The organism is Labilibaculum euxinicum (assembly GCF_009795715.1).
GTDB classification, from domain to species: domain Bacteria; phylum Bacteroidota; class Bacteroidia; order Bacteroidales; family Marinifilaceae; genus Labilibaculum; species Labilibaculum euxinus.
This window is the reverse complement of the sequence record NZ_WTCR01000013.1, coordinates 132,343-154,889: the sequence shown is the minus strand read 5'-3', so window position 1 is coordinate 154,889 and position 22,547 is coordinate 132,343. Positions and strand designations below refer to the sequence as shown.

At 34.7% G+C, this 22,547-nt stretch carries 20 protein-coding genes and 1 rRNA gene; 11 read left to right on the top strand and 10 right to left on the bottom strand.

Annotated elements, in window-relative coordinates; genetic code table 11:
• Window positions 1–106: ribosomal RNA gene (gene rrf / locus GQR60_RS16520) — 5S ribosomal RNA — on the top strand; the annotation flags it as partial.
• Window positions 107–197: 91 nt separating this feature from the next.
• On the opposite strand, the gene GQR60_RS16515 is transcribed toward rrf, so the two are convergent.
• The 4 genes from GQR60_RS16515 to GQR60_RS16500 form a co-directional block, all read right to left on the bottom strand.
• Window positions 198–914 carry a response regulator transcription factor gene (locus GQR60_RS16515; RefSeq protein ID WP_124993995.1) on the bottom strand — a complete coding sequence of 239 codons (717 nt, stop codon included), beginning with the start codon at window positions 912–914 and terminating at the stop codon, window positions 198–200.
• A complete protein-coding gene (locus GQR60_RS16510; RefSeq protein ID WP_124993994.1) occupies window positions 904–2,511 on the bottom strand; it encodes a sensor histidine kinase in 1,608 nt (535 codons plus the stop codon). The genes GQR60_RS16515 and GQR60_RS16510 overlap by 11 nt, the downstream gene beginning before the upstream one ends.
• A 116-nt stretch (window positions 2,512–2,627) precedes the next feature.
• Window positions 2,628–3,377: a 3-deoxy-manno-octulosonate cytidylyltransferase gene (gene kdsB / locus GQR60_RS16505; RefSeq protein ID WP_124993993.1), complete on the bottom strand. Its 750-nt coding sequence runs from the start codon at window positions 3,375–3,377 to the stop codon at window positions 2,628–2,630.
• Window positions 3,378–3,398: 21 nt separating this feature from the next.
• Window positions 3,399–4,568, bottom strand: a complete 1,170-nt coding sequence (locus GQR60_RS16500; RefSeq protein WP_124993992.1) for a sensor histidine kinase — start codon at window positions 4,566–4,568, stop codon at window positions 3,399–3,401.
• A 191-nt stretch (window positions 4,569–4,759) separates the two neighbouring features.
• Between GQR60_RS16500 and GQR60_RS16495 the strand changes: the two genes are divergently transcribed.
• From GQR60_RS16495 to groL, 6 genes are all read left to right on the top strand, one after another.
• Window positions 4,760–6,004: a sigma-54 interaction domain-containing protein gene (locus GQR60_RS16495; RefSeq protein WP_124993991.1), complete on the top strand. Its 1,245-nt coding sequence runs from the start codon at window positions 4,760–4,762 to the stop codon at window positions 6,002–6,004.
• Window positions 6,005–6,137: 133 nt separating this feature from the next.
• Window positions 6,138–6,650: an LptE family protein gene (locus GQR60_RS16490; protein ID WP_124993990.1), complete on the top strand. Its 513-nt coding sequence runs from the start codon at window positions 6,138–6,140 to the stop codon at window positions 6,648–6,650.
• 3 nt (window positions 6,651–6,653) lie between these two features.
• Complete coding sequence (locus GQR60_RS16485; RefSeq protein ID WP_124993989.1) at window positions 6,654–7,691, top strand: hypothetical protein; 1,038 nt, start codon at window positions 6,654–6,656, stop codon at window positions 7,689–7,691.
• A 7-nt stretch (window positions 7,692–7,698) separates the two neighbouring features.
• The gene (gene secG / locus GQR60_RS16480; protein WP_101311745.1) at window positions 7,699–8,040 is read left to right on the top strand and encodes a preprotein translocase subunit SecG; all 342 of its coding nucleotides are present in this window, start codon (window positions 7,699–7,701) and stop codon (window positions 8,038–8,040) included.
• Between the two features lie 259 nt (window positions 8,041–8,299).
• Window positions 8,300–8,578: a co-chaperone GroES gene (locus GQR60_RS16475; RefSeq protein WP_101311744.1), complete on the top strand. Its 279-nt coding sequence runs from the start codon at window positions 8,300–8,302 to the stop codon at window positions 8,576–8,578.
• 33 nt (window positions 8,579–8,611) lie between these two features.
• Window positions 8,612–10,249 (top strand): chaperonin GroEL, encoded by a 1,638-nt coding sequence (gene groL, locus GQR60_RS16470; protein ID WP_124993988.1) that lies wholly within the window; start codon window positions 8,612–8,614, stop codon window positions 10,247–10,249.
• Between the two features lie 55 nt (window positions 10,250–10,304).
• On the opposite strand, the gene GQR60_RS16465 is transcribed toward groL, so the two are convergent.
• Window positions 10,305–10,934, bottom strand: a complete 630-nt coding sequence (locus GQR60_RS16465) for a hypothetical protein (RefSeq protein WP_124993987.1) — start codon at window positions 10,932–10,934, stop codon at window positions 10,305–10,307.
• Between the two features lie 145 nt (window positions 10,935–11,079).
• On the opposite strand from GQR60_RS16465, the gene GQR60_RS16460 reads away from it, so the two are divergent.
• Both GQR60_RS16460 and GQR60_RS16455 read left to right on the top strand, forming a co-directional pair.
• Window positions 11,080–11,460, top strand: coding sequence for a BlaI/MecI/CopY family transcriptional regulator (locus GQR60_RS16460; RefSeq protein ID WP_124993986.1), 381 nt, complete (start codon window positions 11,080–11,082; stop codon window positions 11,458–11,460).
• Window positions 11,453–12,808, top strand: coding sequence for a M23/M56 family metallopeptidase (locus GQR60_RS16455; protein WP_124993985.1), 1,356 nt, complete (start codon window positions 11,453–11,455; stop codon window positions 12,806–12,808). Before GQR60_RS16460 ends, GQR60_RS16455 begins: the two co-directional genes overlap by 8 nt.
• A gap of 30 nt (window positions 12,809–12,838) precedes the next feature.
• Here GQR60_RS16455 and GQR60_RS16450 read toward each other — a convergent pair whose 3' ends face one another.
• Window positions 12,839–14,386, bottom strand: coding sequence for a hypothetical protein (locus GQR60_RS16450; protein WP_124993984.1), 1,548 nt, complete (start codon window positions 14,384–14,386; stop codon window positions 12,839–12,841).
• Between the two features lie 171 nt (window positions 14,387–14,557).
• Between GQR60_RS16450 and GQR60_RS16445 the strand changes: the two genes are divergently transcribed.
• The gene (locus GQR60_RS16445) at window positions 14,558–14,920 is read left to right on the top strand and encodes a hypothetical protein (protein ID WP_124993983.1); all 363 of its coding nucleotides are present in this window, start codon (window positions 14,558–14,560) and stop codon (window positions 14,918–14,920) included.
• A gap of 383 nt (window positions 14,921–15,303) precedes the next feature.
• Here the strand turns inward: GQR60_RS16445 and GQR60_RS16440 are convergent, their stop codons facing one another.
• The 4 genes from GQR60_RS16440 to GQR60_RS16425 all read right to left on the bottom strand — a co-directional run bounded on the left by GQR60_RS16440 (window position 15,304) and on the right by GQR60_RS16425 (window position 20,212).
• The gene (locus GQR60_RS16440; protein ID WP_124993982.1) at window positions 15,304–17,802 is read right to left on the bottom strand and encodes a TonB-dependent receptor; all 2,499 of its coding nucleotides are present in this window, start codon (window positions 17,800–17,802) and stop codon (window positions 15,304–15,306) included.
• Entirely contained in the window at window positions 17,803–18,672 is an 870-nt protein-coding gene (locus GQR60_RS16435) for a FecR family protein (protein WP_124993981.1), read from the bottom strand.
• The gene (locus tag GQR60_RS16430; protein WP_124993980.1) at window positions 18,673–19,158 is read right to left on the bottom strand and encodes an RNA polymerase sigma factor; all 486 of its coding nucleotides are present in this window, start codon (window positions 19,156–19,158) and stop codon (window positions 18,673–18,675) included.
• A gap of 106 nt (window positions 19,159–19,264) precedes the next feature.
• Entirely contained in the window at window positions 19,265–20,212 is a 948-nt protein-coding gene (locus GQR60_RS16425; protein ID WP_124993979.1) for a hypothetical protein, read from the bottom strand.
• 359 nt (window positions 20,213–20,571) lie between these two features.
• On the opposite strand from GQR60_RS16425, the gene lepA reads away from it, so the two are divergent.
• Window positions 20,572–22,359, top strand: a complete 1,788-nt coding sequence (lepA, locus tag GQR60_RS16420) for a translation elongation factor 4 (protein WP_124993978.1) — start codon at window positions 20,572–20,574, stop codon at window positions 22,357–22,359.
• Window positions 22,360–22,547: the final 188 nt, after the last annotated feature.

Sequence of the window (22,547 nt, the reverse complement as noted above, 5' to 3'; positions counted from 1 at the left end):
TGTCTATTGCATCGGGGTTCCACCTCTTCCCATTCCGAACAGAGAAGTTAAGCCCGATAGCGCCGATGGTACTGCCAACTGGTGGGAGAGTAGGTCGACGCCAACTTTTAAAGAGTCTTGTTCCAATAAGGAATGAGACTCTTTTTTTTTGCCCTGAAATTTGGTATTGAAAATGGCTTTGAATAATTTTTTACAATTTACTTTGTAGAATCAAATGGTGTATTGATTTGAAGTAAACGAAAGCCACTTCCGTGAATGTTCTCAATTGATAAGTTACTATCCGGTTTTAGATACTTTCTAAGTTTAGTAATGTAAACATCCATACTTCTTGTTGTATAGAAGTTATCATCCCCCCAAATGGTTCGTAAGGCATTCTCTCTGGGTAAAATTTGATTCATATTAGCGCAGAGCAAGCTTAACAACTCAGATTCTTTTGGGGAGAGCTTTTCTTGCTGATTATTTAAAGTTAATGTTCGCAATACTGGATCGAAAATGAATTTACCGATTGAGTATTGCTTTATTGTTGATGCTTTGCTGATACCATTATTTCTTGATAGTATGGCTTTAATCTTATAGATTAATAGTTCTGAGTCAAATGGTTTCGTAATATAATCATCGGCACCTAAACGATATCCTTGAATAATATCTTCTTTAAGTGCTTTTGCTGTAAGAAAAATGAGTGGTATATCCGCATTAATTAGTTTTATTCTTTTTGCTAAAGTAAATCCATCCATTTCCGGCATCATTACATCGAGAATGCAAAGATCGTATTTTGAATTTTCGAAACTCTCTAATCCTTCTTTTCCATTTTTACACAAGACAACATCAAAATCTGAAATTTCCAGATAGTTTTTCATGACAGCACCAAAATTAGGTTCGTCTTCAACTAATAGTATTCTAATATTATTTTTCATTTTGGCTTTTTAATGGAAGCGTTAAATTGACAGTTGTTCCCTCGTTAGGTTTACTGATAATATCGATATGTCCATTGTGTTTTTCAATGATCAGCTTTACGTAGCTCAATCCGAGGCCAAATCCTTTTACGTTGTGAATATTTCCTGTTTCCGCCCTGAAGAATTTTCTGAACACTTTTTTCTTGGTTTGTGGATTCATACCAATTCCTGAATCTTTTATCCAAATATGGATTTTGTTGTCCTGATTTTTTGTCCCGATTTCAATTTCGGGTTTTTCTATTGAATACTTAATTGAATTGTCGAATAAATTGAAAATAGCATTTAAAAAATGGACTTCGTCGATTTCAGCTATATCGTTGATTGCCTTTAAATCGATTTTTAAAGTGCCGCTTTTCTCATCAACTTGTAATTGAATATGCTCTGCAGCTTTTTGAAGAATTTCGTTTATATGATTGGTTTGCGGATTAATATCCAATTCATGTTTACCGAATAAAGAAAGTTGAAGAATATTTTCCACTTGTTTGTTCATTCGGAAGTTCTCATCTTTGATAATTGATGTGAAGTATCTGATTCTATCAGGATCTCCGATTATTTTTGGATTATTGATAGAATCTGAAGCTAGTGCTATGGTAGCAATTGGGGTTTTAAATTCGTGAGTGATGTTATTGATAAAATCAGATTTGATATCATTAATACGCTTTTGTTTTAAGATGAAAAAAATGGCATTACCAAAGGTGAAAATAATAAACAGGGTGAAAATTGCTGATAGTATCAGTAATGAAAAAATGGATTTGTATATAAAATTGAATTGGTCAGGAAAAAGCAGACATAGTTTATGATTTGATAAAAAAATATCATTTGGGAATAAATTTACCTGATGATTCGAAGCAACTAGTTCTGAATTTAAACTGGAGTCAGATGAAAGGACAATGTTCTTTGTTTTATCATCAATTACGGCATAATCGAATTCGGTATTAATATCAAAAGAGGTTAAGCTTTCCCGAATGTCATTGGGTAAATCCTTTTCATTGATTCGATCTTTGATAGTAATATCCTTAGAATTGAATTCATAGACAACTTTTTCAAAAATGTTTTCAATTTGCTCCTCTTTTTTTCTCGCTCTAATTATGGTGTCATTGGTAGTTACTTGTATATCAATATTTAGAGATGAATCAAGATTTGTTTTTGGCTGCCAAAATTTGATGGATTTACTTTTAGGATTTTTGTGCGATACTATTAATTGTGTATCAGAACTGGCTGCATTATTTTGTTTCCCGTTGATTTTCCGGGTTGTTTTTATGCGGATATGATGATCGTTTTTGTGATTCTTCTCATCAAGAAATTGTTTAATCTCATGAATTTCAATATTGCCAACTTTAACATCGGTGGCAGAATTCAGGCCTTCTGAAATTAAAAAAACGGATTCTTCCTTTTCAAGATTAGTAACAATTTTGTGTAAAGCTTCATTAATATTTGAATCAAAAGTCTGCTCCTGAATTTCGATTGCATTTTTTATCCAGAGAATTTGAACTCCAATAATCCCAATTAATGAAATTGACATTAGGAGGATTAAACTGGTGATAATTTTTCTGCTCATTGTGATTTTTATATAGATATCTGAAGATACAATTCAAATATATAAAGAGCAAGATTCATTATTGGTTAATGGCTTCCTAATAAGTCTTAATGAAAAGTTAAAGTATAAAAAAAGGACTATAAAAGTCCCATTTCCTTTACTCTAAGTAAATCTTCAGGAGTATCTATTCCTATCGATTCGTGTTCAGTTATTTCTGTTTGTATCCAATAACCATTCTCAAGCCAACGTAATTGTTCTAAAGATTCTGATAATTCTAATTTGCTTTGTTCTAGTTTCGTAACCTTCATTAAAGCATCAAATCGGTAGGCATACATCCCTATGTGTTTGTAGAAAGTATTTTGAGACAGCCATTTATCCTGATCTTCACCACGAACAAACGGGATTGGTGACCGGCTGAAATATAAGGCGCGATTATCCTTAGCAGTTACCACCTTGACTTTATTTGGATCAAAAATTTCAGCAGTATTTGTAATTGATTTTATTAATGTTGCAATTTCGGTAGCCGGATTATTGAAGCAGGATTTTAATGAATTAATTTGTTCAGGCTGAATAAAAGGCTCATCGCCCTGAATGTTAATAACTACGTCGAAATCAAGTTTTAAATTTTGGGAGATAATATTAGCCGCTTCAGCAATCCGATCGGTTCCGCTTTGATGATTTGGAGAGGTCATGATTATTTTTCCTCCAAAACTTTTAACAGCTTCCTCTATTCTTTTATCATCAGTAGCAACATAAACATGATCAAGTGCTTTAAGTGCTTGTTCGTATACTTTTTGAATCATTGGTTTGCCGTTAATATCGGCCAAAGGTTTACCAGGAAACCTAGTAGATGCATATCTTGCAGGTATAATTCCTAAGAATTTCATTTTTGTTTTATTTTGCGTGTTTTAATTTAATGGCAAAGTAAACAAAAATTCAGAACCTTCCCCTAGTTTGCTATGAGCCATTATTCTTCCACCATGACCGTTCACAATTTTTTTAGCGATAGCTAAACCTAAACCAGTACTACTTTCATTAGCTGTAGTTTTTGCACTGGTTGTTCCAAATTCGGTAAATAAATTTTTTACTTCCTGATCTGGAATACCAACGCCCTGATCTGTAACTGATATTTCAATATATGAATTGTTCTTTTTAAGAATGACAGATATTGTTGTATCTGGGTTAGAGTATTTAATAGCATTGCTTAATAGATTGTGCAATACCTGCTCAATTTTATTTTTGTCGATCCAAATTGAATTAATACTTATTGTTGGATTAAAATTGATTTGGATGTTCTTTTTTTTTGCGAAAATCTTATTGATTTTTATTGTATTTTCAATTATTTCCTGAATATTTTGTTCCTTCTTATCCAGTTTGAGTTTACCCAGTTCAATTTTGGAGATATCTAATAACTCATTAATCAGGTCAAGGGAAAACTGACTGCTGTCTTTTATTAATTCCATGAATTCAATTCTATCTTCATCGGAAAAATCGTGATATGAATCTAAGAGCAGATTGGAAAAGGATTTTATTGCGCCAATAGGATTACGAAGGTCGTGTGCGGCTATACCCAGAAATTTTGATTTTTGCTCATTAAGTACACGAAGTATTTCATTCTGTTCTTCAAGTTTATTCCTGCTATTCTCTAACTCAGTATGGTCATCAAGAATTACCAAAATATATTCATTTCCACCATATTGTATGTGTCGGGTTGAATACAAAAAATGTTTGGTTTCTTTTTGGTTATTTGTGTAAAAACCTCGGGTAAGTTTTTTATCATTTGTTGGAACTTTTTGGCACATGGTAAGCAGAAGATCACTTCTCAATTTACAGTTTTTACATTGAGAGGTTTCACCACATAAAGCATTTTCATCAACGGTGTATTGACATCCTAAGGAATTTCCACATAATTTATCAAGTACCTTTTCTTCTCTTTTTTGAAAGAGGAGTGTAAAAGACTCGTTTACACTTTTAACGCGGGTATGCTTATCTAGAATAAATATTGCTGATGTTATATTGTTGAATAAAATATTTAAAAATTCATTTGATTCTTTAAGACTTTTGAGATGGATTGACATAGGCTCTTGGATTTTACTATTTGTAATATGAAGTATTACTGAGATTGCGTGAAAAAGATACTGAAAATTAACAATCTTTAAAGATATTAATTAGGCAGAATAGCCTTCTAAATCTAAAAAGTAGTAATTTTGTCAGGTAGCATGATAAAATTTCATGTTTTTTATTTAGGTAACAATCAAATTAGATTTTTTTGATGGATATACAAACAATAAAACATCGTTTCTCAATTATCGGGAATACATATTCTTTGAACAGATCGCTTGACATTGCTATTCAGGTTGCCCCAACTGATTTATCGGTATTAATTACAGGAGAGAGCGGAACCGGAAAAGAAGTGTTTCCTCAAATAATACATCAATTCAGCTCTCGAAAACATGCACCATATATAGCTGTGAATTGTGGCGCTATTCCGGAAGGGACTATTGATTCAGAATTATTTGGACATGAAAAGGGTGCATTTACGGGAGCCTTATCAGATCGGAAGGGATATTTTGAGGTAGCTAATAAAGGAACCATTTTTTTGGACGAGATTGGTGAATTGCCATTATCGACACAGGTTCGTTTGTTACGTGTTTTGGAAACCGGTGAGTTCATTAAAGTTGGTTCGTCAAAGGTTTTAAAATCAGATGTAAGAGTTGTTGCGGCAACAAATCTTAATGTTCCTAAAGCTGTAAAAGATGGTAAATTTAGAGAGGATTTGTATTACCGTTTAAATACTGTACCTATCAACATGCCTCCTCTGCGGGAGAGACAAGAGGATATTTATCTGCTGTTCCGAAAATTTGCACAAGATTTTGCTGAAAAATATAGAATGCCACCTTTGCGTCTTGATCCCGGAGCTCAACAGTTATTGAAGTCTTATCGCTGGCCTGGGAATATTCGACAATTGAAAAATATTACAGAGCAAGTTTCCATTATTGAAAAGGAAAGGCAAATTAGTGCTGACATACTGAGGAACTATCTTCCAAGGAATGATGAGCATATGTTACCCGCTATTTATACTGATGCGTCTAAAAAAGATCAGGCCTTTTCTTCAGAAAGGGAAATACTTTACAAGGTTCTTTTTGATATGAAAAAGGACATGACTGATTTGAAAAAGTTAGTGTTTGAGTTGATGCAAACAAGTGGAGATTCTTCGTCTTTGCAAAAAGATAACGCTTTGCTTATCCGGAAGCTGTATGAAGATCAGGAGATTGATATTCTTCATCATCAATCTTCGGCGCAAACTTCTTCAACTATTTCATCGCCTAAAGATTCGGTAATTCAAGATACAGAGGAATTTGTTGAGGAATCTTTATCGCTTGAAGATAAGGAGGTTGAATTGATCAGGAAAGCCTTGGAGAAGCACAATGGAAAACGGAAGTACGCTGCGCAGGACTTAGGAATATCTGAGCGGACACTGTATCGTAAAATCAAAGAATACGATATCAACTAATATTCACAATTTATTGTTATTTTTATTTCCCAATATTATGAAACTTCCATGACAGGCAATTGTGACACACAGAGGCATGATTATTGGTTCATGGTAAGTTCCGTATGGCAACTAAAAAACATATTATAATCATATGAATTTAATTAAAGTCTTGTTTTTAAGTTTTTGTGTTGCCTTTGTGGTAACAGCATGTAAGGTGTCCTATTCATTTACAGGAGGAACCCTTTCTCCTGAGGTGAAAACTTTTTCGGTGCAATTTTTTCCTAATAGAGCTCCCCTTGTAAATCCTAATTTGAGTAATCAGTTTACGGAGGCACTTAAAGAAAAATTTCGTGGGCAAACTACTTTGGATGAAATTGTAGATGGAGAAGGTCATTTGAATTTTGAAGGAGAAATAACCGGATACAGAACTCAGGCTTTAGATGTTACTGCAGATGATATTTCTGCAACCAATCGATTAACGGTTACTGTAAAAGTTCGTTTCACAAACGAAATAGAGCCTGATAATGATTTTGATAAGAGCTTTTCAGCCTTTCGGGATTTTGATAGTACCAAACAGTTAAGTGAGGTGGAAGAAGGATTAGTGGCAGAGATTTTAGAAGATATTATTGATGATATATACAATGAAGCGGTTGTAAACTGGTAAAAAATGGATCAAAGTTTATTACAGGATTGGATTAGAAATTCAGCGAAAATGGATCGGAACAGTCATCGGGAATTAAAAAGTCTGATTGACAAATATCCTTATTTTCAGACTGCTCATCTACTCTTGTTGAAAAACTTGCATGACAGCCAAAGCATTCGGTTTAAAGAAGAGTTGAGAAATTCAGCTTTGTACATTCCAGACCGGCGTCAGTTGTTTTTGTTAATTCAAGATCAAATTAAGATACAATCCCGTTTTAAGAGCAGCGAAAACATACTTATTGCTCCAGAAACATCAGAGCCTGTTACAAAAGAGGAAAGTACAGATCTTCTGATCGATGAAAAGTCACTTGTATCTGAAATAGAAGCGGAGGAGCAGGATGGATTGTTTCAATTATCAGAGGAGTCGGAAGTAATGGATTCTGAGGTTTTGAATGATCAGAATAATCCTGTGGAATCTGAAAATTTGTTTGCTGCAAATGATGAAATTTTGGAGATCGCTGATTCTGAAAACAAAAAAGAGGAATCTACAGCGAAAACTGAGAAGTTACAAACAGAAAAGCAGTTGAGCGACTCGGAATTATTGGTGGCGGCAACAGAGGTTTATCATATTGGTTTTGGTGGTAATTTATATACTTTATCAGAAGAACCAAAGATCAGGAAAACAGAATCGGATAAGGATGAAAATCATACCTTTACTGATTGGATGACAGTTGTTAATAAGAAAGACAGTAATGAATTTCATTCGGATTCAGATAAGGAAAAATCGAAAAAAGGAATTGATCTGATTGATAGTTTTATTCAAAATGAACCAAGAATAAGCAGGAACATTAAAGTTGTTGATAAACAAGAGGATATTTCATTGGGAAGTTTAGAGGATAAAGATGGTTTTATTAGTGAAACTTTGGCCTCTATCTACGTGAAACAGAAACTGTTCGATAAGGCTATTGCTGTTTATGACAAATTAGTTTTGAAAAATCCCGAAAAAAACGCTTACTTTGCGAGTCAGATTGAGAGAATAGAAAAATTAAAAAATAGTAAATAAGATAAGTATGTATACCTTTGTTTTAGTATTGATCTTTATTGTTTGTGTACTTTTAGTGCTAATCGTATTAGTACAGAACTCTAAAGGAGGTGGATTAGCTTCAAACTTTTCATCCTCAAACCAAATTATGGGAGTTAAGAAAACAACTGATTTCCTTGAGAAAGCAACCTGGGGTTTGGCCGGAAGTTTATTAGTTCTTTGTCTTTTAGCTGCGATGACTATTGATCGTGGTGAAGTAGAAGGTCAGAAATCACAAATCGAGCAGCAATTGCAGGAAACTGAAACTGCTACTGATGTTCCTACTTTCCCTACTGAAGCTCCTTCTACAGAAAAGGATACAGCAAAATAAGAGAAGAAAAATATCATTGATATAAATAAATGTCAGTATGTCATATCATACTGACATTTTTTTTGTCTTGTTATCGTTCTGTTTTTCAGTATATTTATTCATTCCCAGTTGAAATGTTGATAAGTTTTTTTCGCATTTGTTATTGATGTTTTAAAATAGGAACAGTATTGCGGCAATATTGTCAATGAATTTCTTTTGGCATGAATTGTGAAAGAGAATGAATCATAAATTGTAATTTAAAACTTAAAATATTTTGAAAATGGCAGACTTAAAAGGTAGAATTCTTGCTGGTAAAATTTTGGTTGAAGCTATTAAAGCTGAAGAAAAAACTGCAAGTGGTATCATTATTCCGGATGCTGCAAAAGAAAAGCCAATGCAAGGTAAAGTAGTATTGGTTGGTTCTGATAAGAAAGATGAACCAATGGAATTAAAAATCGGAGATACGGTTTTTTATGGCAAATATTCAGGAACAGAACTGGTAATTGATGGAGATGATTATTTGTTAATGTCTCAGTCAGACGTTTTGTACATTGCATAATTAATTACACAAACTTTCAAAATTAAGTAAGAAATGGCTAAAGAAATTAAATTTAATATAGAAGCCCGCGACCTTTTAAAAAAAGGTGTTGATGAGTTGGCAAATGCAGTAAAAGTAACTTTAGGACCTAAGGGTAGAAATGTTGTGATTGATCGCAAGTTTGGTGCACCTCAGATTACCAAAGATGGAGTTACTGTTGCAAAGGAAATTGAATTGGCTGATCCAGGAGCAAATATGGGTGCTCAGATGGTTAAGGAAGTTGCTTCGAAAACTGGTGATGATGCTGGTGATGGAACTACGACAGCAACTGTTTTGGCGCAATCTATTGTAAATGTTGGATTGAAAAATGTAACAGCCGGTGCGAATCCAATGGATTTAAAACGTGGTATTGATATTGCCGTTGCAGCTGTTGTTGCTAACATTAAAGAGCAAGCTCAGGAAGTTGGAGATAACTTCGACAAGATCAAGCAAGTTGCTAAAATCTCTGCAAATAATGACGAGACTATTGGTGCACTGATTGCTGAGGCAATGGAAAAAGTGAAAAAAGAAGGTGTAATTACTGTTGAAGAGGCAAAAGGAACTGAAACTTACGTGAAAGTGGTTGAAGGAATGCAATTTGACAGAGGATACATTTCTCCGTATTTCATTACCGATCCTGAAAAAATGGAAGCTGATTTGGAGAATCCATATATTTTATTGTACGACAAGAAAATTTCTACAATGAAAGAGTTAATGCCGGTTCTTGAACCAGTTGCTCAATCAGGTCGTCCGTTAATGATTATTGCAGAAGACGTAGAAGGCGAAGCATTGGCCACTTTGGTTGTGAATCGTTTAAGAGGTTCATTAAAAGTTGCTGCTGTTAAGGCTCCTGGTTTTGGTGACAGAAGAAAAGAAATGTTGGAAGATATTGCTATTCTTACAGGCGGAGTTGTTATTTCTGAAGAAAAAGGAATGAAATTGGAGCAGGCAACCTTGGAAATGCTTGGTCAATCAGAAAAAATTACCATTGATAAAGAAAACACAACGATTGTAAATGGAAGTGGAGAAAAAGATGGTATTGTTGCCCGTGTTTCTCAAATCAAAACTTTAATCGAGAATTCAACTTCTGATTACGATAAAGAAAAACTTCAGGAAAGATTAGCCAAATTAGCTGGTGGTGTTGCTGTACTTTATGTTGGAGCAGCTTCTGAAGTTGAAATGAAAGAGAAAAAAGATCGTGTTGATGATGCATTGAGTGCTACTCGTGCCGCTGTTGAAGAAGGAATTGTTCCTGGAGGTGGCGTAGCGTACATTCGTGCAATTGCTGCTTTAGAGAACCTTAAAGGTGAGAACGAGGACGAAACAACCGGTATTGAGATTATAAAGCGTGCTATTGAAGAGCCATTGCGTCAGATTGTTGCCAATGCTGGCGGCGAAGGTGCAGTTGTTGTTGATAAGGTGAGAGCTGGAAAAGGAGACTTTGGTTACAATGCGCGTATCGGAGAATATCAGAATCTATTTGAAACCGGTGTTATTGATCCTGCTAAAGTATCTCGCGTAGCTCTTGAAAATGCGGCTTCAATAGCTGGTATGTTCTTAACTACAGAATGTGTTTTGATTGAAATAAAGGAAGAAGCTCCTGCTATGCCAATGGGTGGTGGAATGGGTGGCGGAATGCCTGGTATGATGTAATCATTCTTCATCTGGAATATAGAAGGCGGCTGTTTGGCCGCCTTTTTTATTTTCTTTACTTGCGTATCAATAAAGGAGGCAATAGAATTTTTTCTTTGATTAGTCGTTTATTTAGCCTTCTGCTCATACTCCTGTAGATTGTGCCGGCATCATCCCATTGCGTGCCCGAAGAATAAATTTTACCAACCCAAAAAGGTTGCATACTATTTATATCTATTAAGTAGGCTTGAAATACAGCTTTCGGACTTTCTGATTTTTTAATTTCTCCACACTTACTAATTCTTTCGCTTACCTCATAATAGTAATCTGTTTCATTGATAAGAAGAATCGCTTCAGTATCAGATTTGCGTAAAGTTGAAATAAAATCATTGTAATTAATATCAATATTTATTTTGAATTTGTCTTTTGACGATGTGATTGGAGTTCTTGGATTGGGTATTTCATTTCTAAGAACATTCTCCAGAAGTCTTCTGCTATCCATCGATTTCAGATCATTAATATTATCCCTGAAATATTTATCGTAAGTTTCTTCATTTAATGTTTTAACATTTATTTCATTAAAAATCGTAATTACAAATATTTTGTGATATTGTTTCTTTGGTTTTTCAATGTTTTGAAAAGATACATATGAACTTGCACATCCACCTAAAAGAATAGAAATACATACTGTTAGCAGGCTTTTCATGATATATATTTTTGTGTATACTAAATAGAATTCTTTATGTATATGACAGTTTCATGATGGGATACACGTATTCTGAATTGCATTTTTTTTTGCTGTGACTATTTAAATAGTTGCACAACTATAAAAATAGTCATACATTAGCACCATGAAAGAATTAACAAAGGCGGAAGAACAAGTCATGCAATATTTATGGAAGCTGGAAAAAGCTTTTCTTAAAGATATTATTGAGGAATTTCCAAGTCCAAGACCGGCATATACAACAATATCAACTGTGGTTCGGGTTTTGGTAAAAAAGGGAATAATCGGTTTTACAACTTATGGGAAAGTAAATCAGTACTATCCATTAATCTCTAAAAGAGCTTACACTCGTGCGTTTATGAAAGGAGTAATGAAGAGTTTCTTTAACGATTCGGTTGGAGGATTTACTTCCTTTTTTACTCGCGAACAGGATTTATCACTTTCGGAATTGGAGGAAATGAGAGCTCTAATTGAGGAACAAATTCATAATAAGAAGAAAAATGGCTGAGTTTGGAATTTATTTGCTGGAATCCAGTATTTGTTTGGCTGGATTTTATTTCATGTACAAATTATTTTTGTCCGGAGATACTTTTACAAGCAGAAATAGATACTATCTCCTGTTTGTTACATTTATTTCGTTGATTATCCCTCTGTTAAATTTTTCATTTCAGACTGAGAATTTTTCTGCAGCCAATGAATTTGTATGGGAATTTGAACAGTCATTTCAAACAGAAATTTTGCAATCAAATGAATTGGAGCCAGGAACACCTTTATTTTCTATGATTTCAGTTGTATGGATTTTGTATTTTTTAGGAGTTTCTGTTTCTTTTTTTCGGATTGCTAAACATGTATTTCATCTCTTTAAATTAATAAAAGCCAATGAAATAAGAATTTATAATGGTTTAAAAATTGTATCGGTAAACGAAAATTCTTCGCCGTATTCTTTCTTTGGGTACATATTTTTGAATCAGCAAATACTTACCGAATCGGAACAAGAACATGTTCTTTTGCACGAATCCATACATGCCAGACAATTTCATTCTCTCGACCTATTGTTTGTTGAGTTAGTGAAAATGGTTTTATGGTTTAATCCTTTCATTTATTTAATAAATCGATCATTGATCGAAATGCATGAATACCTGGCCGATCGGGAATGTTTTAATGAAGGAATTGACAAGGTGTATTATCAAACCTTACTACTAAGAAATGTAGAACGTCAAATGATGCTTGCTTTAACCAGTTCCTTTAATTCATCGTTAACTTTAAAAAGAATTAAAATGATCAAAAAAATAGATACATCTAAATTAGCACATCTTAAAATTATTTTGGTAATCCCAGTGGTTTTAATCAGTTTATTGAGTTTTAGCTTTTCAGAATCAATCCCAAGATTGTCAGAGGGGAATTTTGATAATTTTTATCCGCTGGAATCGCTTGCATTTCCATTAAAACCAGGCGATCAAATTTACATTTCTTCCGGTTACGGAGAACGAATTCATCCGATTACCAAAAAGAAAGGATTTCATAATGGAATGGATATTGCCGCGCCAAAAGGAACATCAGTTCTTTCCGTTTCGGATGGGATTGTTACTAAGGTGAACAACCAATTTGTACAAGGAAAAGGATATGGTCGTTTTGTAATTGTAGATCATCAGAATGGGTTTTCCAGTTTGTATTCTCAGATGGATTCCTATTCTGTAAAAGAAGGCCAGAAGATATCAAAAGGAGATCTTGTTGGAACAATTGGAACATCAGGTTTAACAACTGGCCCTCATTTGCATTTTGAGCTTAAAAAGGATGGAAAACTTGTAAATCCGGCAGACTTTTTTGAAAAGGATTTGTCTGCTTATCAGCAATAAAAAAGGGGATCGTTCGATCCCCCTTTTCTATTATCTCTTGTTTTTTTCTATTTTTTCCATAATTATTTCCTGTACAGGCCGGTTCTCAATTTTTGAATCCAGCCACGACATGAAATCCAAATATAAAAATGCTCTTTTCTCGAAAGGATCATTAACCCATTTTTGCAAATCAATTCTTGATTTTTTCAATTCATCTTTCAATTGGTCCGGACTTATCGAACTTAGTTTTCTAAGGAAACGAAGGATGTATTTTTGAACTTCCTGTAAATCGTCCATTTTTGCCAGAAAACGATAAGTTGACCGTATTTGGTATTCCAAGAGTTCTGTATTTTCCAACTCGTAGTGGCTAATCAGATTTAATATTCTTCCAAAGCAATGAATATCGCCGCGAAGCGTGGTATCTTTTACATCTGAAATTCGATTCAAATATTTAATTGCCTCTTTGTATTGTCCATTGCCGAAATACAAACATGCAATTTTATAGTAGAAAACCAGGGCGCGGTGATTGTCCATTCCAAATTTATTCTCTTCAAGAAAATGTTCAATTTTTGGGATTAAATGTATTCCCTTATTAAATGTTCCATCCATAAAATGCCTGTTTATACGGTGTACATACAGGAACATATTTAAAAGGATATTTAAATTTGAATTGTGCTGGAATTGTTCTTCATTCTCCAATTTTCGTAATAAGCGCAGGTTCTTTTTAAACGTAGTTACATGATTTGTGTAAAAGAGAGCTGCCAAAACATTGTTCAGTCCTTTCAGATACAAATCGGTATGAATATGAATCATCTCCGGATTTGTTTGAAAAAGATCAACCCACTTTTGTGCATACTTATAGCACATTAAAAAATCCTGAACAATTAAATAATACCAAACGTAGGATTGGAACAAATACAATTTCTCAAAGAAACTTAAGGATTGAATATCATAGGGATGTAAGTTGGCGTTAAAAAATTCTTTCACCATCAATAAATCTTTCTCGTTTCGCACATATCCAACTTTAAGATATAAACCATAAAGTCGAATCGACATGTTTGAGAAGAATACAACTCCATCCATAATTTTACTGATTTCTGTTGCTTCCCGGGTAATTTCTTCGGCTCTGTTTTCAATACTTTTAGTAACGTATTGCGATTCTAATAATTTCTCGAATTGGACAATTTCAAATACCAAAATATTCTTCTTGTTTTTTCGGGCCAGGGCTTTCGTTTTATCAAGTATTCGTAAGCTTTGCTGATACAGGCCTTTGTTGTACAGAACTTTTGCGTGATCAATCTGTTCACGGATACTGATACTGATATCATGATTAATCTGCGTTAACCGGAGGCTGGTAAGAAGTTGTTTGTACAAGTGTGCCTTTAGATTAGGAAGCTGAGATTGCTTTATTTCTTTTGCTTTTTTTAAAATAATGCTCTCATTGTAGTCATCCATTTTATCCAAAACATCGAAAAGTTGTAAAAATTTGGTCTCCTTTTCGCTGCTAATTCTATTGGCATACAGCTTAAAATTTCGTTTCTCCGATTTCGAAATCGATTTAATTAATTGAAACAGAGGGTCTATTTGTTGTTTAGGCATTGTAAAAGATGTGTAAGTTAACTGTTTGGTAAACAGTGTAATTTTCAATATTCATTTTGCTTGAACTTCGTAGTTTGTATTAAAAAACGATTTTCGTAATCTCAATTCATGAGCTACATTTGAATCATCAAATCAAGAGAATGATTCAATTAAATAATCTTGAAACGGAACATGAATACAACAAATCTGTTATCAAAATTAACAAAATCCGAGAAACTAGAAACAGTTATAGGATTAAATCAAGCTCTTGAATGTATTGGAGTCGATCAAATTAACAAAGATCTCAGCCGAAATCAGGCTATTGAAATTGGGAATGTGATTGTTGATAAATTTGCTTGTGTAATGAATTTAACCAAATTGGTGGAATCCATTAAAGAAGTGGTTTCGGTTGAAGAATTGGAGGCATTTAGAAATGAATTATCAGGCAAACTAAATTCTGTTGTTACAAATACAACGAAAGCTCCGATTCATCAGAAACGTATGGCTGCTTTAAAGAGTAGTTTTGAGGAAATTTCTGGTGACAACGTACTTTGAAAACCATTTGTAGTTGTTAATTCAATTGCAATTTTTTAGAGAGTTGGTAACACTATCCCCCTTGTGTTATTAATGATCTAACTATTAACCAAACATGAAGAATACTAAGTTGTGATGGTTCTGTGAGGAAATGAACGATTTCTTTTTGGCTTGTTAGTAAATATTTACGAATGATCCAATCCGTTAGAATTAGTAGTTTAAAAGTAAGTTAGGTGTGATTATACTTTTTTGAGAAACATTCCATGCTTAATCGGATCTCTTAGATTCTTCTTGTTATTATTTAGACCATCTTTTTGATTATGTTTTAATATTAGTTGTGATAACCGGCAAGATTCTTCTTGTCCGGTTTTTTTTATGGAGTGTTTTGAGTAATCAACTACCATTTAAATTGTGATTTTAAAATACAGACGTATTGAAGTAGGTACTGTTTCTGTATAGATACTGATCGAATTGATCTGATCCAATGGTATTTTCTCGTACGATTCGTAGGTGATATTGTTGCGGTCTAGAATATTATGGAACAAAACTCCAAGTTCGCATTTTGTCTTTTTAGGATAGAACTTGTAGATAAGAGCAGCATCAAGTCTGGTGTAATCTGGTTCTGCAACAATTTTGTTTCGGCTTGAATAAATAGGAAAGCCTGATCCGTAAATATAATTAGCTGAAATGTAAAATGGTTTTAAAGCCAGTAAGCCTGCTGTTTTTATTTCATGGCGCTGATCATGCAGTGCTCTGCGATATTCGTTGGTATTAAAATAATCGAAGTTTTCGAGAGTTTTGCTTAAGGTGTAAGAGATCCATAAGGTATGATCGCCCAGATCCTTTTTGGCAAAAATATCCAACCCGTAGCTTTTGCTTTTACCCAAAGATATATTGCCTTCTTGCCGGTATTTGTAATATCGTGTATGTCCGTCTGTTTTTTTATAATATCCCTCAACGCTAAATGTAAATCCATTGTTGTTGTAAGATCCTCCGGCAACATGATGAACTGATTCCAACACGGGAATGTTTTTTTCATTCGCACCGACCCAAATGTAACGGAAATCTCCGGTTTCACTTACGACAGAACTTTTTGTAATGAATTGTTTGTACAAACCCCAGGCTCCATTGATCGCAACTCTCTCGGAAAGTTTTAGACTAAGAGAGATTCGGGGCTCCCAATAAACTTTTTTCAGATTGATTGGATAATTGGCCAGAAACCCTGCTTTTATGGAAACACCGCTGCTAATATTCAGATTGTTTTGAAAATAGCAGCCAATCCGGGCTGCTTTGGATTTTATGTGCAGGATATTGATATCGAGAGAATCTTCCTTTAAATTAACTTCATCGTTGATGTAATTAATTCCAGTCTCGAAATTCTGATCTTCAGCAAAAACAAATGAATTTTTAAGTGTTGCTCTGTATTCTAATATGTTGTTTTTTGATTTATCATCTCTTCTGAAAAACTCTTCGTTGGTACGAATTCGGGTAATGGACACCACATCGCTGGTTCTTGTATCTAACTCAGACCGGGAAACAGATAGCGAGCTGGTGTTCCCATTTCGCCATACTTTTCCGTAGTTAATAGAACCACCAAACTGATCATTGCCTTCGTATTTGTGCTTTTTTGCATTTGTATACGATTCTGTTGTAATATCGTATGAGTAGCGATCTTGTCCAGACATTAAACTAAGCGAAAAATTATCTCCGTTTTCCCAATTGCTTGTAAATTTAAAATTGAAATCATGAAATTTATAATCCGGAGCAACATCCAAATCACCTAAAGAGGAAACTAAAGCTTGTCCTAAGCCTTGTCCCTGAAGGTTTGCGTTTGATGAAGCATACTTAATTTGTTCATCTTTAAAAAGGTTGTAATAGGTTTGCCGGAAAGCCAACAGTAGAGAGGATCGTTTGCCAATAGGCTGTTCGTAGGAACCACTTGCCGTGATATTATTTAAGGTTAGATTTAAAGTGGGTTTAAGTCGACTGCCGTTTTTGCCGGTAATGTGTACAATTCCGCCAACCCGATCGCCGTAACGGGCATCAAAACCACCTTTTAAAACTTCAATGTTTTTTACGACCAAAGGATTCACTGCACCAATATCTTCATAAACATTTTTTAATCCCCAAAGGGTAATGTTATCGAATAATACCTGACTTTCACCTTCGTAAGATCCCCATATAATCAGGTCGTTTTTTTGCTCGCCGGCGGCAAGAATTCCTGGCTGTAAACGAAGCAATTCAAATACAGAATTGTCGTTGTTGGTAGGTAAAAAACCCGCAATTTTATGATTTAATTTTAGATTCCCTGCCTGATTGCCCATTTTAATGAATGTTTGAACAATTTTATCGGTAACGGTTATTTCAGGTAAGTCGGTGCTCGCAGCTGTTAGTAAAATATTTTGATTTGCTCCTTGGTTTATAAGTGTATCGTGAATAAAGTATCCTAAATGGGAAGCTAAAATCCGAAAAGTACTGTCTGTTTCTGAAGTAAACGAAAAGTTCCCCTGCTCATCGGTAGCCATGGGCGAATTGTTAATGGTAAGATGAGAAAAAGGAAGGGGCTCCAGGCTTTCCTTGTCCATAATTTGGCCGAAAATTCGATATTGAGCAATTCTCTCTTCCGGAAATATCAAGTATACCTCATTTGATTTTTGGTAATTAAGAGGAAGCTTTCGCAGCAAAAAGTCTATTGTTTTATCTTTCGAAGAAAAAGATTTATCGAGACTTACGATATAAGCTGAAAGTAAATCGTTGTTAAAAGAAAGTTGAAAATCATATTGATCCCTTAGATCAATCAATACTTCGCTCAAAGCTTTTTTGTTGGCAGTAACTGTAATTTTTTGAGCAGAAATATTTGAAAAAACCAATCCTAATAATAGAAAGATGATGATTCGTTTCACTTATTGGGCATTAGAGGTTATGATGTAATTGTTGTTAGGTCCTTTTACAAATTTCAATCCAAGAGGCATACATACAGTATGAAGTACCGTTTCTACAGATTTTTCTTTGCCAAACTTCCCGGTATAAATTAAATCAAATTTCCCCTTTTCTACAATTTTAATATCATACTGTAATTCTATTTCTTCGAAAACCAATTGCAATGGGGTTTTAGTAAATAGGAATAAATTGTTGCGCCATGATATTTTATCCTCGGTGTTTTTACATTTCTGAAGCTTTATTTTGCCATTCTTGGTAACGAAAGCGTGGTCGTTTGGCAGTAAAAGAATTTTGTCGGATGTAAGAGTAGAAACAACTTTTACTTTTCCGGTGTAACAGGTTACTTTGTATTGATTTCCCCGGGCATATATATTAAAACTTGTGCCTAAGATATAAGTTTTCCCATAGTTAGAGGCAATTTCGAATTTGCTTCCTTTTGTAATTGTAAAGAATGCTTCGCCTTCAAATTTCACTTTTCTCGAAAATTTCCACCAGTAGGGTTTGTAGGATATGCTTGAGTTAGCGTTTAAATCGACTATTGACTGATCGGGTAAGTTTACACTTAAATGTTCCCCTTTTGGACAATGAATAGTTTTTGTGTAAAGATTAATAAAACCGGTGAATCCGATTAGTATTACTATACAGGCTGCGGCTGCATATTTCACCCATTGCATCCTTTTCACTTTAGTAGGTGCCACTGAAGCAGAGGTTTTTTTCGAAAGCTCTTTCCATACATCCTCTTTGGATTTTGAATAGGTGACTTCGATTTTCGGAAGTGAATTGATAAAATCCATATCCGGCTTGAGTTCGTTATGTTGGTTGTCGTTTTTCATTTATCTTCCTAATGCATTTCTTAAATACGAAAGTGCGTATGACATTCTTTTTTCAACAGCTTTAACGCTTAATTCTAATCGATCGGCAATTTCCTGATATTTTAAACCTTCCATTCTGCTCATTAAAAAAACAGTTCGTTGTTTTTCTGAGAGTTCATCCAGTGCTGTTTCATATTTTGTTGTAAGTTCCTGATACGCTAATTGGTCTTCAGGTGAGTGATTGTCAATAGCAGGTTCTAACTTTACCAAGTATTTTTGGGCTACTTTTTCTCTTCTGTATTTACTGATAAAAAGATCGCCTGCAATTTTGTAAAGTAATGATCGTAAAGGTTTCTCATCGAAATCTAAATTTTTCTCCCACAATTTCATGAAACTATCTTGCGCAATATCAGTGGCCAGTTCTTCATCCCGGGAACGGTAGTAAATGTAGTTCCGGATTGAATCGAAATGGTTGTCAAATAAGAGTTTAAATTCTTCCTGTGTCAAGGCTAGAGGATTGGTTTAAGGTAAAAATAAACTTTTTCGGTGAATTTGGTGCAGAGGATTATTGCAATACTCTGCACCAGTTTCAGTTTTTATTGATTCAAATCTACTATTTGTCCCTAAGTCTTAGGTGCATTCCAATCTCAATTTCTTCGGTTACTGTTTCGCCGGCATCATTAATGTATGTGTAAGTTGCTATGTTATCACATTCTCCGTCACCATAATCAAGTCTTGCAAATTCAATTTGGTTTTGAGTAAATATTACCAATCCACTTACAATTACACGACAGGTTCCAATTCTTACCAACGGATTTTCAGCATCAATTGTCTTTGAATATTCATTTTGCTCTGAATCTACACAAGTAACAGAACCTCTGATTTCAATTCTATCGTCGCTTACATCCCATTTTGTATCCAATCCTGATACCCATTCTTTGGTTCTATTTTCCGAACGGAAAAGAGTAGTTTCATCAGGGAAGGTGAATGTTAATTCGCTAGTATAAGCAAACATTTTTGAGACACCTCTTTCTCCAGTATATTCAATACGTTTCCATCCATCAATGGCAATGCCATCAATCACTAAGTCGAGAGTAATTTCACGAACTGCGCCATCTGTAAAAGGAGCTGCTGTTAGCACAATAGCAATGGTGCCACTAATAACACGACCGTTGTTTAGAACAGTAGAATCACCATAATTGATAGTAATTGTCATTGGGAAACGATTTTCGTCACCAAATTCAATTGATACCTCAGGCAATTGATCGGTTTTGTATCGATTCCAAAGTTGAAAAAATTGACAGTAACGGTCAGCAGCGGCACATTTTGTAGAAGAAGTAACCTCGTCAAATGATTCTTGAGCAAATGAAAATAAATCAGTTTCATAATCAACCGATACCATAACATCTTCGGTTGATTCTTCAGAAGCAACTACTGTTTTAACCGTGTTGTTCAGTTCAACCTGATCTTCGTTCAATACATCAATTACATCATCACTTTTATCACAAGAGAAAAATATAACTGCTAAACTTACTACTAGTAAAAAAGAAAACTTTTTCATGATTCTAATTTTTTTATGATTTTACATTTAAGTTTTATGAGCTCGCTTACTTGTGAACCGATAAATGAAAAAAATACCCTACCTGAAACGAAATGTTTTTTGCTTATTTACAATATCTAAAAATGGAAGTATATGAAAGGGCTATATTTAGTAAGTTTTGGTTGACGTGGGATGGTTAGAGATCGATTGAGTTGTTGATGATTATTCAGTCAAACCAAATTCTTATTATTCCAAGGATTTGAATATCTTTGCGGATTCAGTTAGGGATTTAATAATTGCCAACTACGAATAGATAAAAAACGTTCGTAATTTGTAATTGACAATTCGTAATTACTAATTCTTAATTTGTTATTGATAAGATGAAGAACATACGTAATTTTTGTATCATAGCCCATATCGACCATGGGAAAAGCACCCTGGCCGACCGCTTGCTGGACGTGACCCACACCATTACCGATCGTGAGAAACAAGCTCAGGTATTGGATGATATGGATTTAGAACGCGAACGTGGAATTACCATTAAGAGTCATGCCATACAAATGGATTATGAGCTAAATGGTGAGAAATATGTACTGAATTTAATAGACACTCCTGGTCATGTTGATTTTTCTTATGAAGTTTCGCGATCGATAGCTGCCTGCGAAGGAGCCTTGTTGATTGTTGATGCAACTCAGGGAATTCAGGCTCAAACCATTTCCAATTTGTATTTGGCCATTGAGAATGACTTGGAGATCATACCAGTTTTAAATAAAATAGATTTACCCAATGCAAATCCCGAAGATGTAAAAGATCAGATTGTGGATTTGTTAGGCTGCGATGTGGATGATATTCTTTCGGCAAGTGGAAAAACCGGCGAGGGAGTACCTGAAATACTGGAGGCAATTGTTTCACGTGTTCCTGCACCTACCGGCGATACAGAAGCTCCTTTACAGGCTCTCATCTTCGATTCGGAATTCAACTCGTTTCGGGGAATTGTTGCTTATATCCGTGTGATGAACGGGGAAATAAAGAAAGGCGACACGGTTAAGTTTGTAAATACAAAAAAAGAATACCAAGCGGATGAGATTGGTGTATTGAGGTTAATACAGGAGCCAAGAGCATCTCTTAAAACAGGAGATGTTGGGTATATTATTTCGGGTATTAAAACTTCAACCGAAGTAAAAGTTGGAGATACCATTACACACAAAGAAAATCCGTGTAAAGAGGGAATCGATGGTTTTGCGGAAGTAAAACCAATGGTGTTTGCCGGGGTATATCCTATCGATTCAGAGGATTATGAAGATTTGCGTGCGTCGATGGAAAAATTAAGGTTGAATGATGCTTCTCTTACTTTTGAGCCGGAATCATCAATGGCGCTTGGTTTTGGTTTCCGTTGCGGATTTTTGGGCATGCTGCACATGGAAATTATTCAGGAACGTTTGGATCGTGAATTCGATATGAATGTAATTACTACGGTTCCCAACGTTTCGTACATTGCTCACACCAAGAAAGGCGATAAATTCGAAATGCACAATCCGTCGGATATGCCGGATCCCAATTCATTGGATTTTATCGAGGAGCCATTTATCAGAGCACAAATTATTACCAAGTCGGAATATACCGGGTCTATTATGAATCTTTGCATGAGCAAACGGGGAATAATGACCAATCAGCAATACTTAACCAGTGATAGAGTAGAGTTAACCTACGAAATGCCATTGGGAGAGATTGTGTTCGATTTTTACGACAAACTAAAAAGTATTTCGAAAGGATATGCTTCCTTCGATTATTTCTTAATTGGTGTCCGGCCAGCCAAATTGGTGAAGTTGGATATTCTTTTGAATGGTGAAGGAGTGGATGCTTTGTCTACTTTAATTCACTTCGATAATGCCCAGTCGTTTGGCCGGCGCATGTGTGAGAAATTGAAGGAATTAATTCCCCGTCAGCAATTCGATATTGCCATTCAGGGAGCCATCGGAGCCAAAATTATTTCCCGAGAAACCGTAAAAGCTGTTCGTAAAGATGTTACTGCAAAATGTTATGGTGGTGATATCACGCGTAAGCGTAAGCTTTTGGAGAAACAAAAGAAGGGAAAGAAAAAGATGAAACAGATTGGTAATGTGGAAGTTCCTCAGAAAGCTTTCCTTGCTGTACTAAAACTGGACTAAATGATTAAGAGTTATGAATTAGAAATGATGAATTAATTCTGATCAATAAATTTTTAAAAAGCTGTTCTACTCTTAGGACAGCTTTTTTTGTCTCTCATTATCTGTGTTTATCATTTCTTTCATAAATAATCTGCGTCTCATTTTAACCTTTCCTTAACTCTTTTTAGCTAAAGCTTAACTGCCTTTGT

Coding starts and splice junctions, on each gene's coding strand:
- GQR60_RS16515 (WP_124993995.1), bottom strand. CDS start 914: ATGAAAAATAATATTAGAATACTATTAGTTGAAGACGAACCTAATTTT.
- GQR60_RS16510 (WP_124993994.1), bottom strand. CDS start 2,511: ATGAGCAGAAAAATTATCACCAGTTTAATCCTCCTAATGTCAATTTCA.
- kdsB (WP_124993993.1), bottom strand. CDS start 3,377: ATGAAATTCTTAGGAATTATACCTGCAAGATATGCATCTACTAGGTTT.
- GQR60_RS16500 (WP_124993992.1), bottom strand. CDS start 4,568: ATGTCAATCCATCTCAAAAGTCTTAAAGAATCAAATGAATTTTTAAAT.
- GQR60_RS16490 (WP_124993990.1), top strand. CDS start 6,138: ATGAATTTAATTAAAGTCTTGTTTTTAAGTTTTTGTGTTGCCTTTGTG.
- GQR60_RS16485 (WP_124993989.1), top strand. CDS start 6,654: ATGGATCAAAGTTTATTACAGGATTGGATTAGAAATTCAGCGAAAATG.
- secG (WP_101311745.1), top strand. CDS start 7,699: ATGTATACCTTTGTTTTAGTATTGATCTTTATTGTTTGTGTACTTTTA.
- GQR60_RS16475 (WP_101311744.1), top strand. CDS start 8,300: ATGGCAGACTTAAAAGGTAGAATTCTTGCTGGTAAAATTTTGGTTGAA.
- groL (WP_124993988.1), top strand. CDS start 8,612: ATGGCTAAAGAAATTAAATTTAATATAGAAGCCCGCGACCTTTTAAAA.
- GQR60_RS16465 (WP_124993987.1), bottom strand. CDS start 10,934: ATGAAAAGCCTGCTAACAGTATGTATTTCTATTCTTTTAGGTGGATGT.
- GQR60_RS16460 (WP_124993986.1), top strand. CDS start 11,080: ATGAAAGAATTAACAAAGGCGGAAGAACAAGTCATGCAATATTTATGG.
- GQR60_RS16455 (WP_124993985.1), top strand. CDS start 11,453: ATGGCTGAGTTTGGAATTTATTTGCTGGAATCCAGTATTTGTTTGGCT.
- GQR60_RS16450 (WP_124993984.1), bottom strand. CDS start 14,386: ATGCCTAAACAACAAATAGACCCTCTGTTTCAATTAATTAAATCGATT.
- GQR60_RS16445 (WP_124993983.1), top strand. CDS start 14,558: ATGAATACAACAAATCTGTTATCAAAATTAACAAAATCCGAGAAACTA.
- GQR60_RS16435 (WP_124993981.1), bottom strand. CDS start 18,672: ATGAAAAACGACAACCAACATAACGAACTCAAGCCGGATATGGATTTT.
- GQR60_RS16425 (WP_124993979.1), bottom strand. CDS start 20,212: ATGAAAAAGTTTTCTTTTTTACTAGTAGTAAGTTTAGCAGTTATATTT.
- lepA (WP_124993978.1), top strand. CDS start 20,572: ATGAAGAACATACGTAATTTTTGTATCATAGCCCATATCGACCATGGG.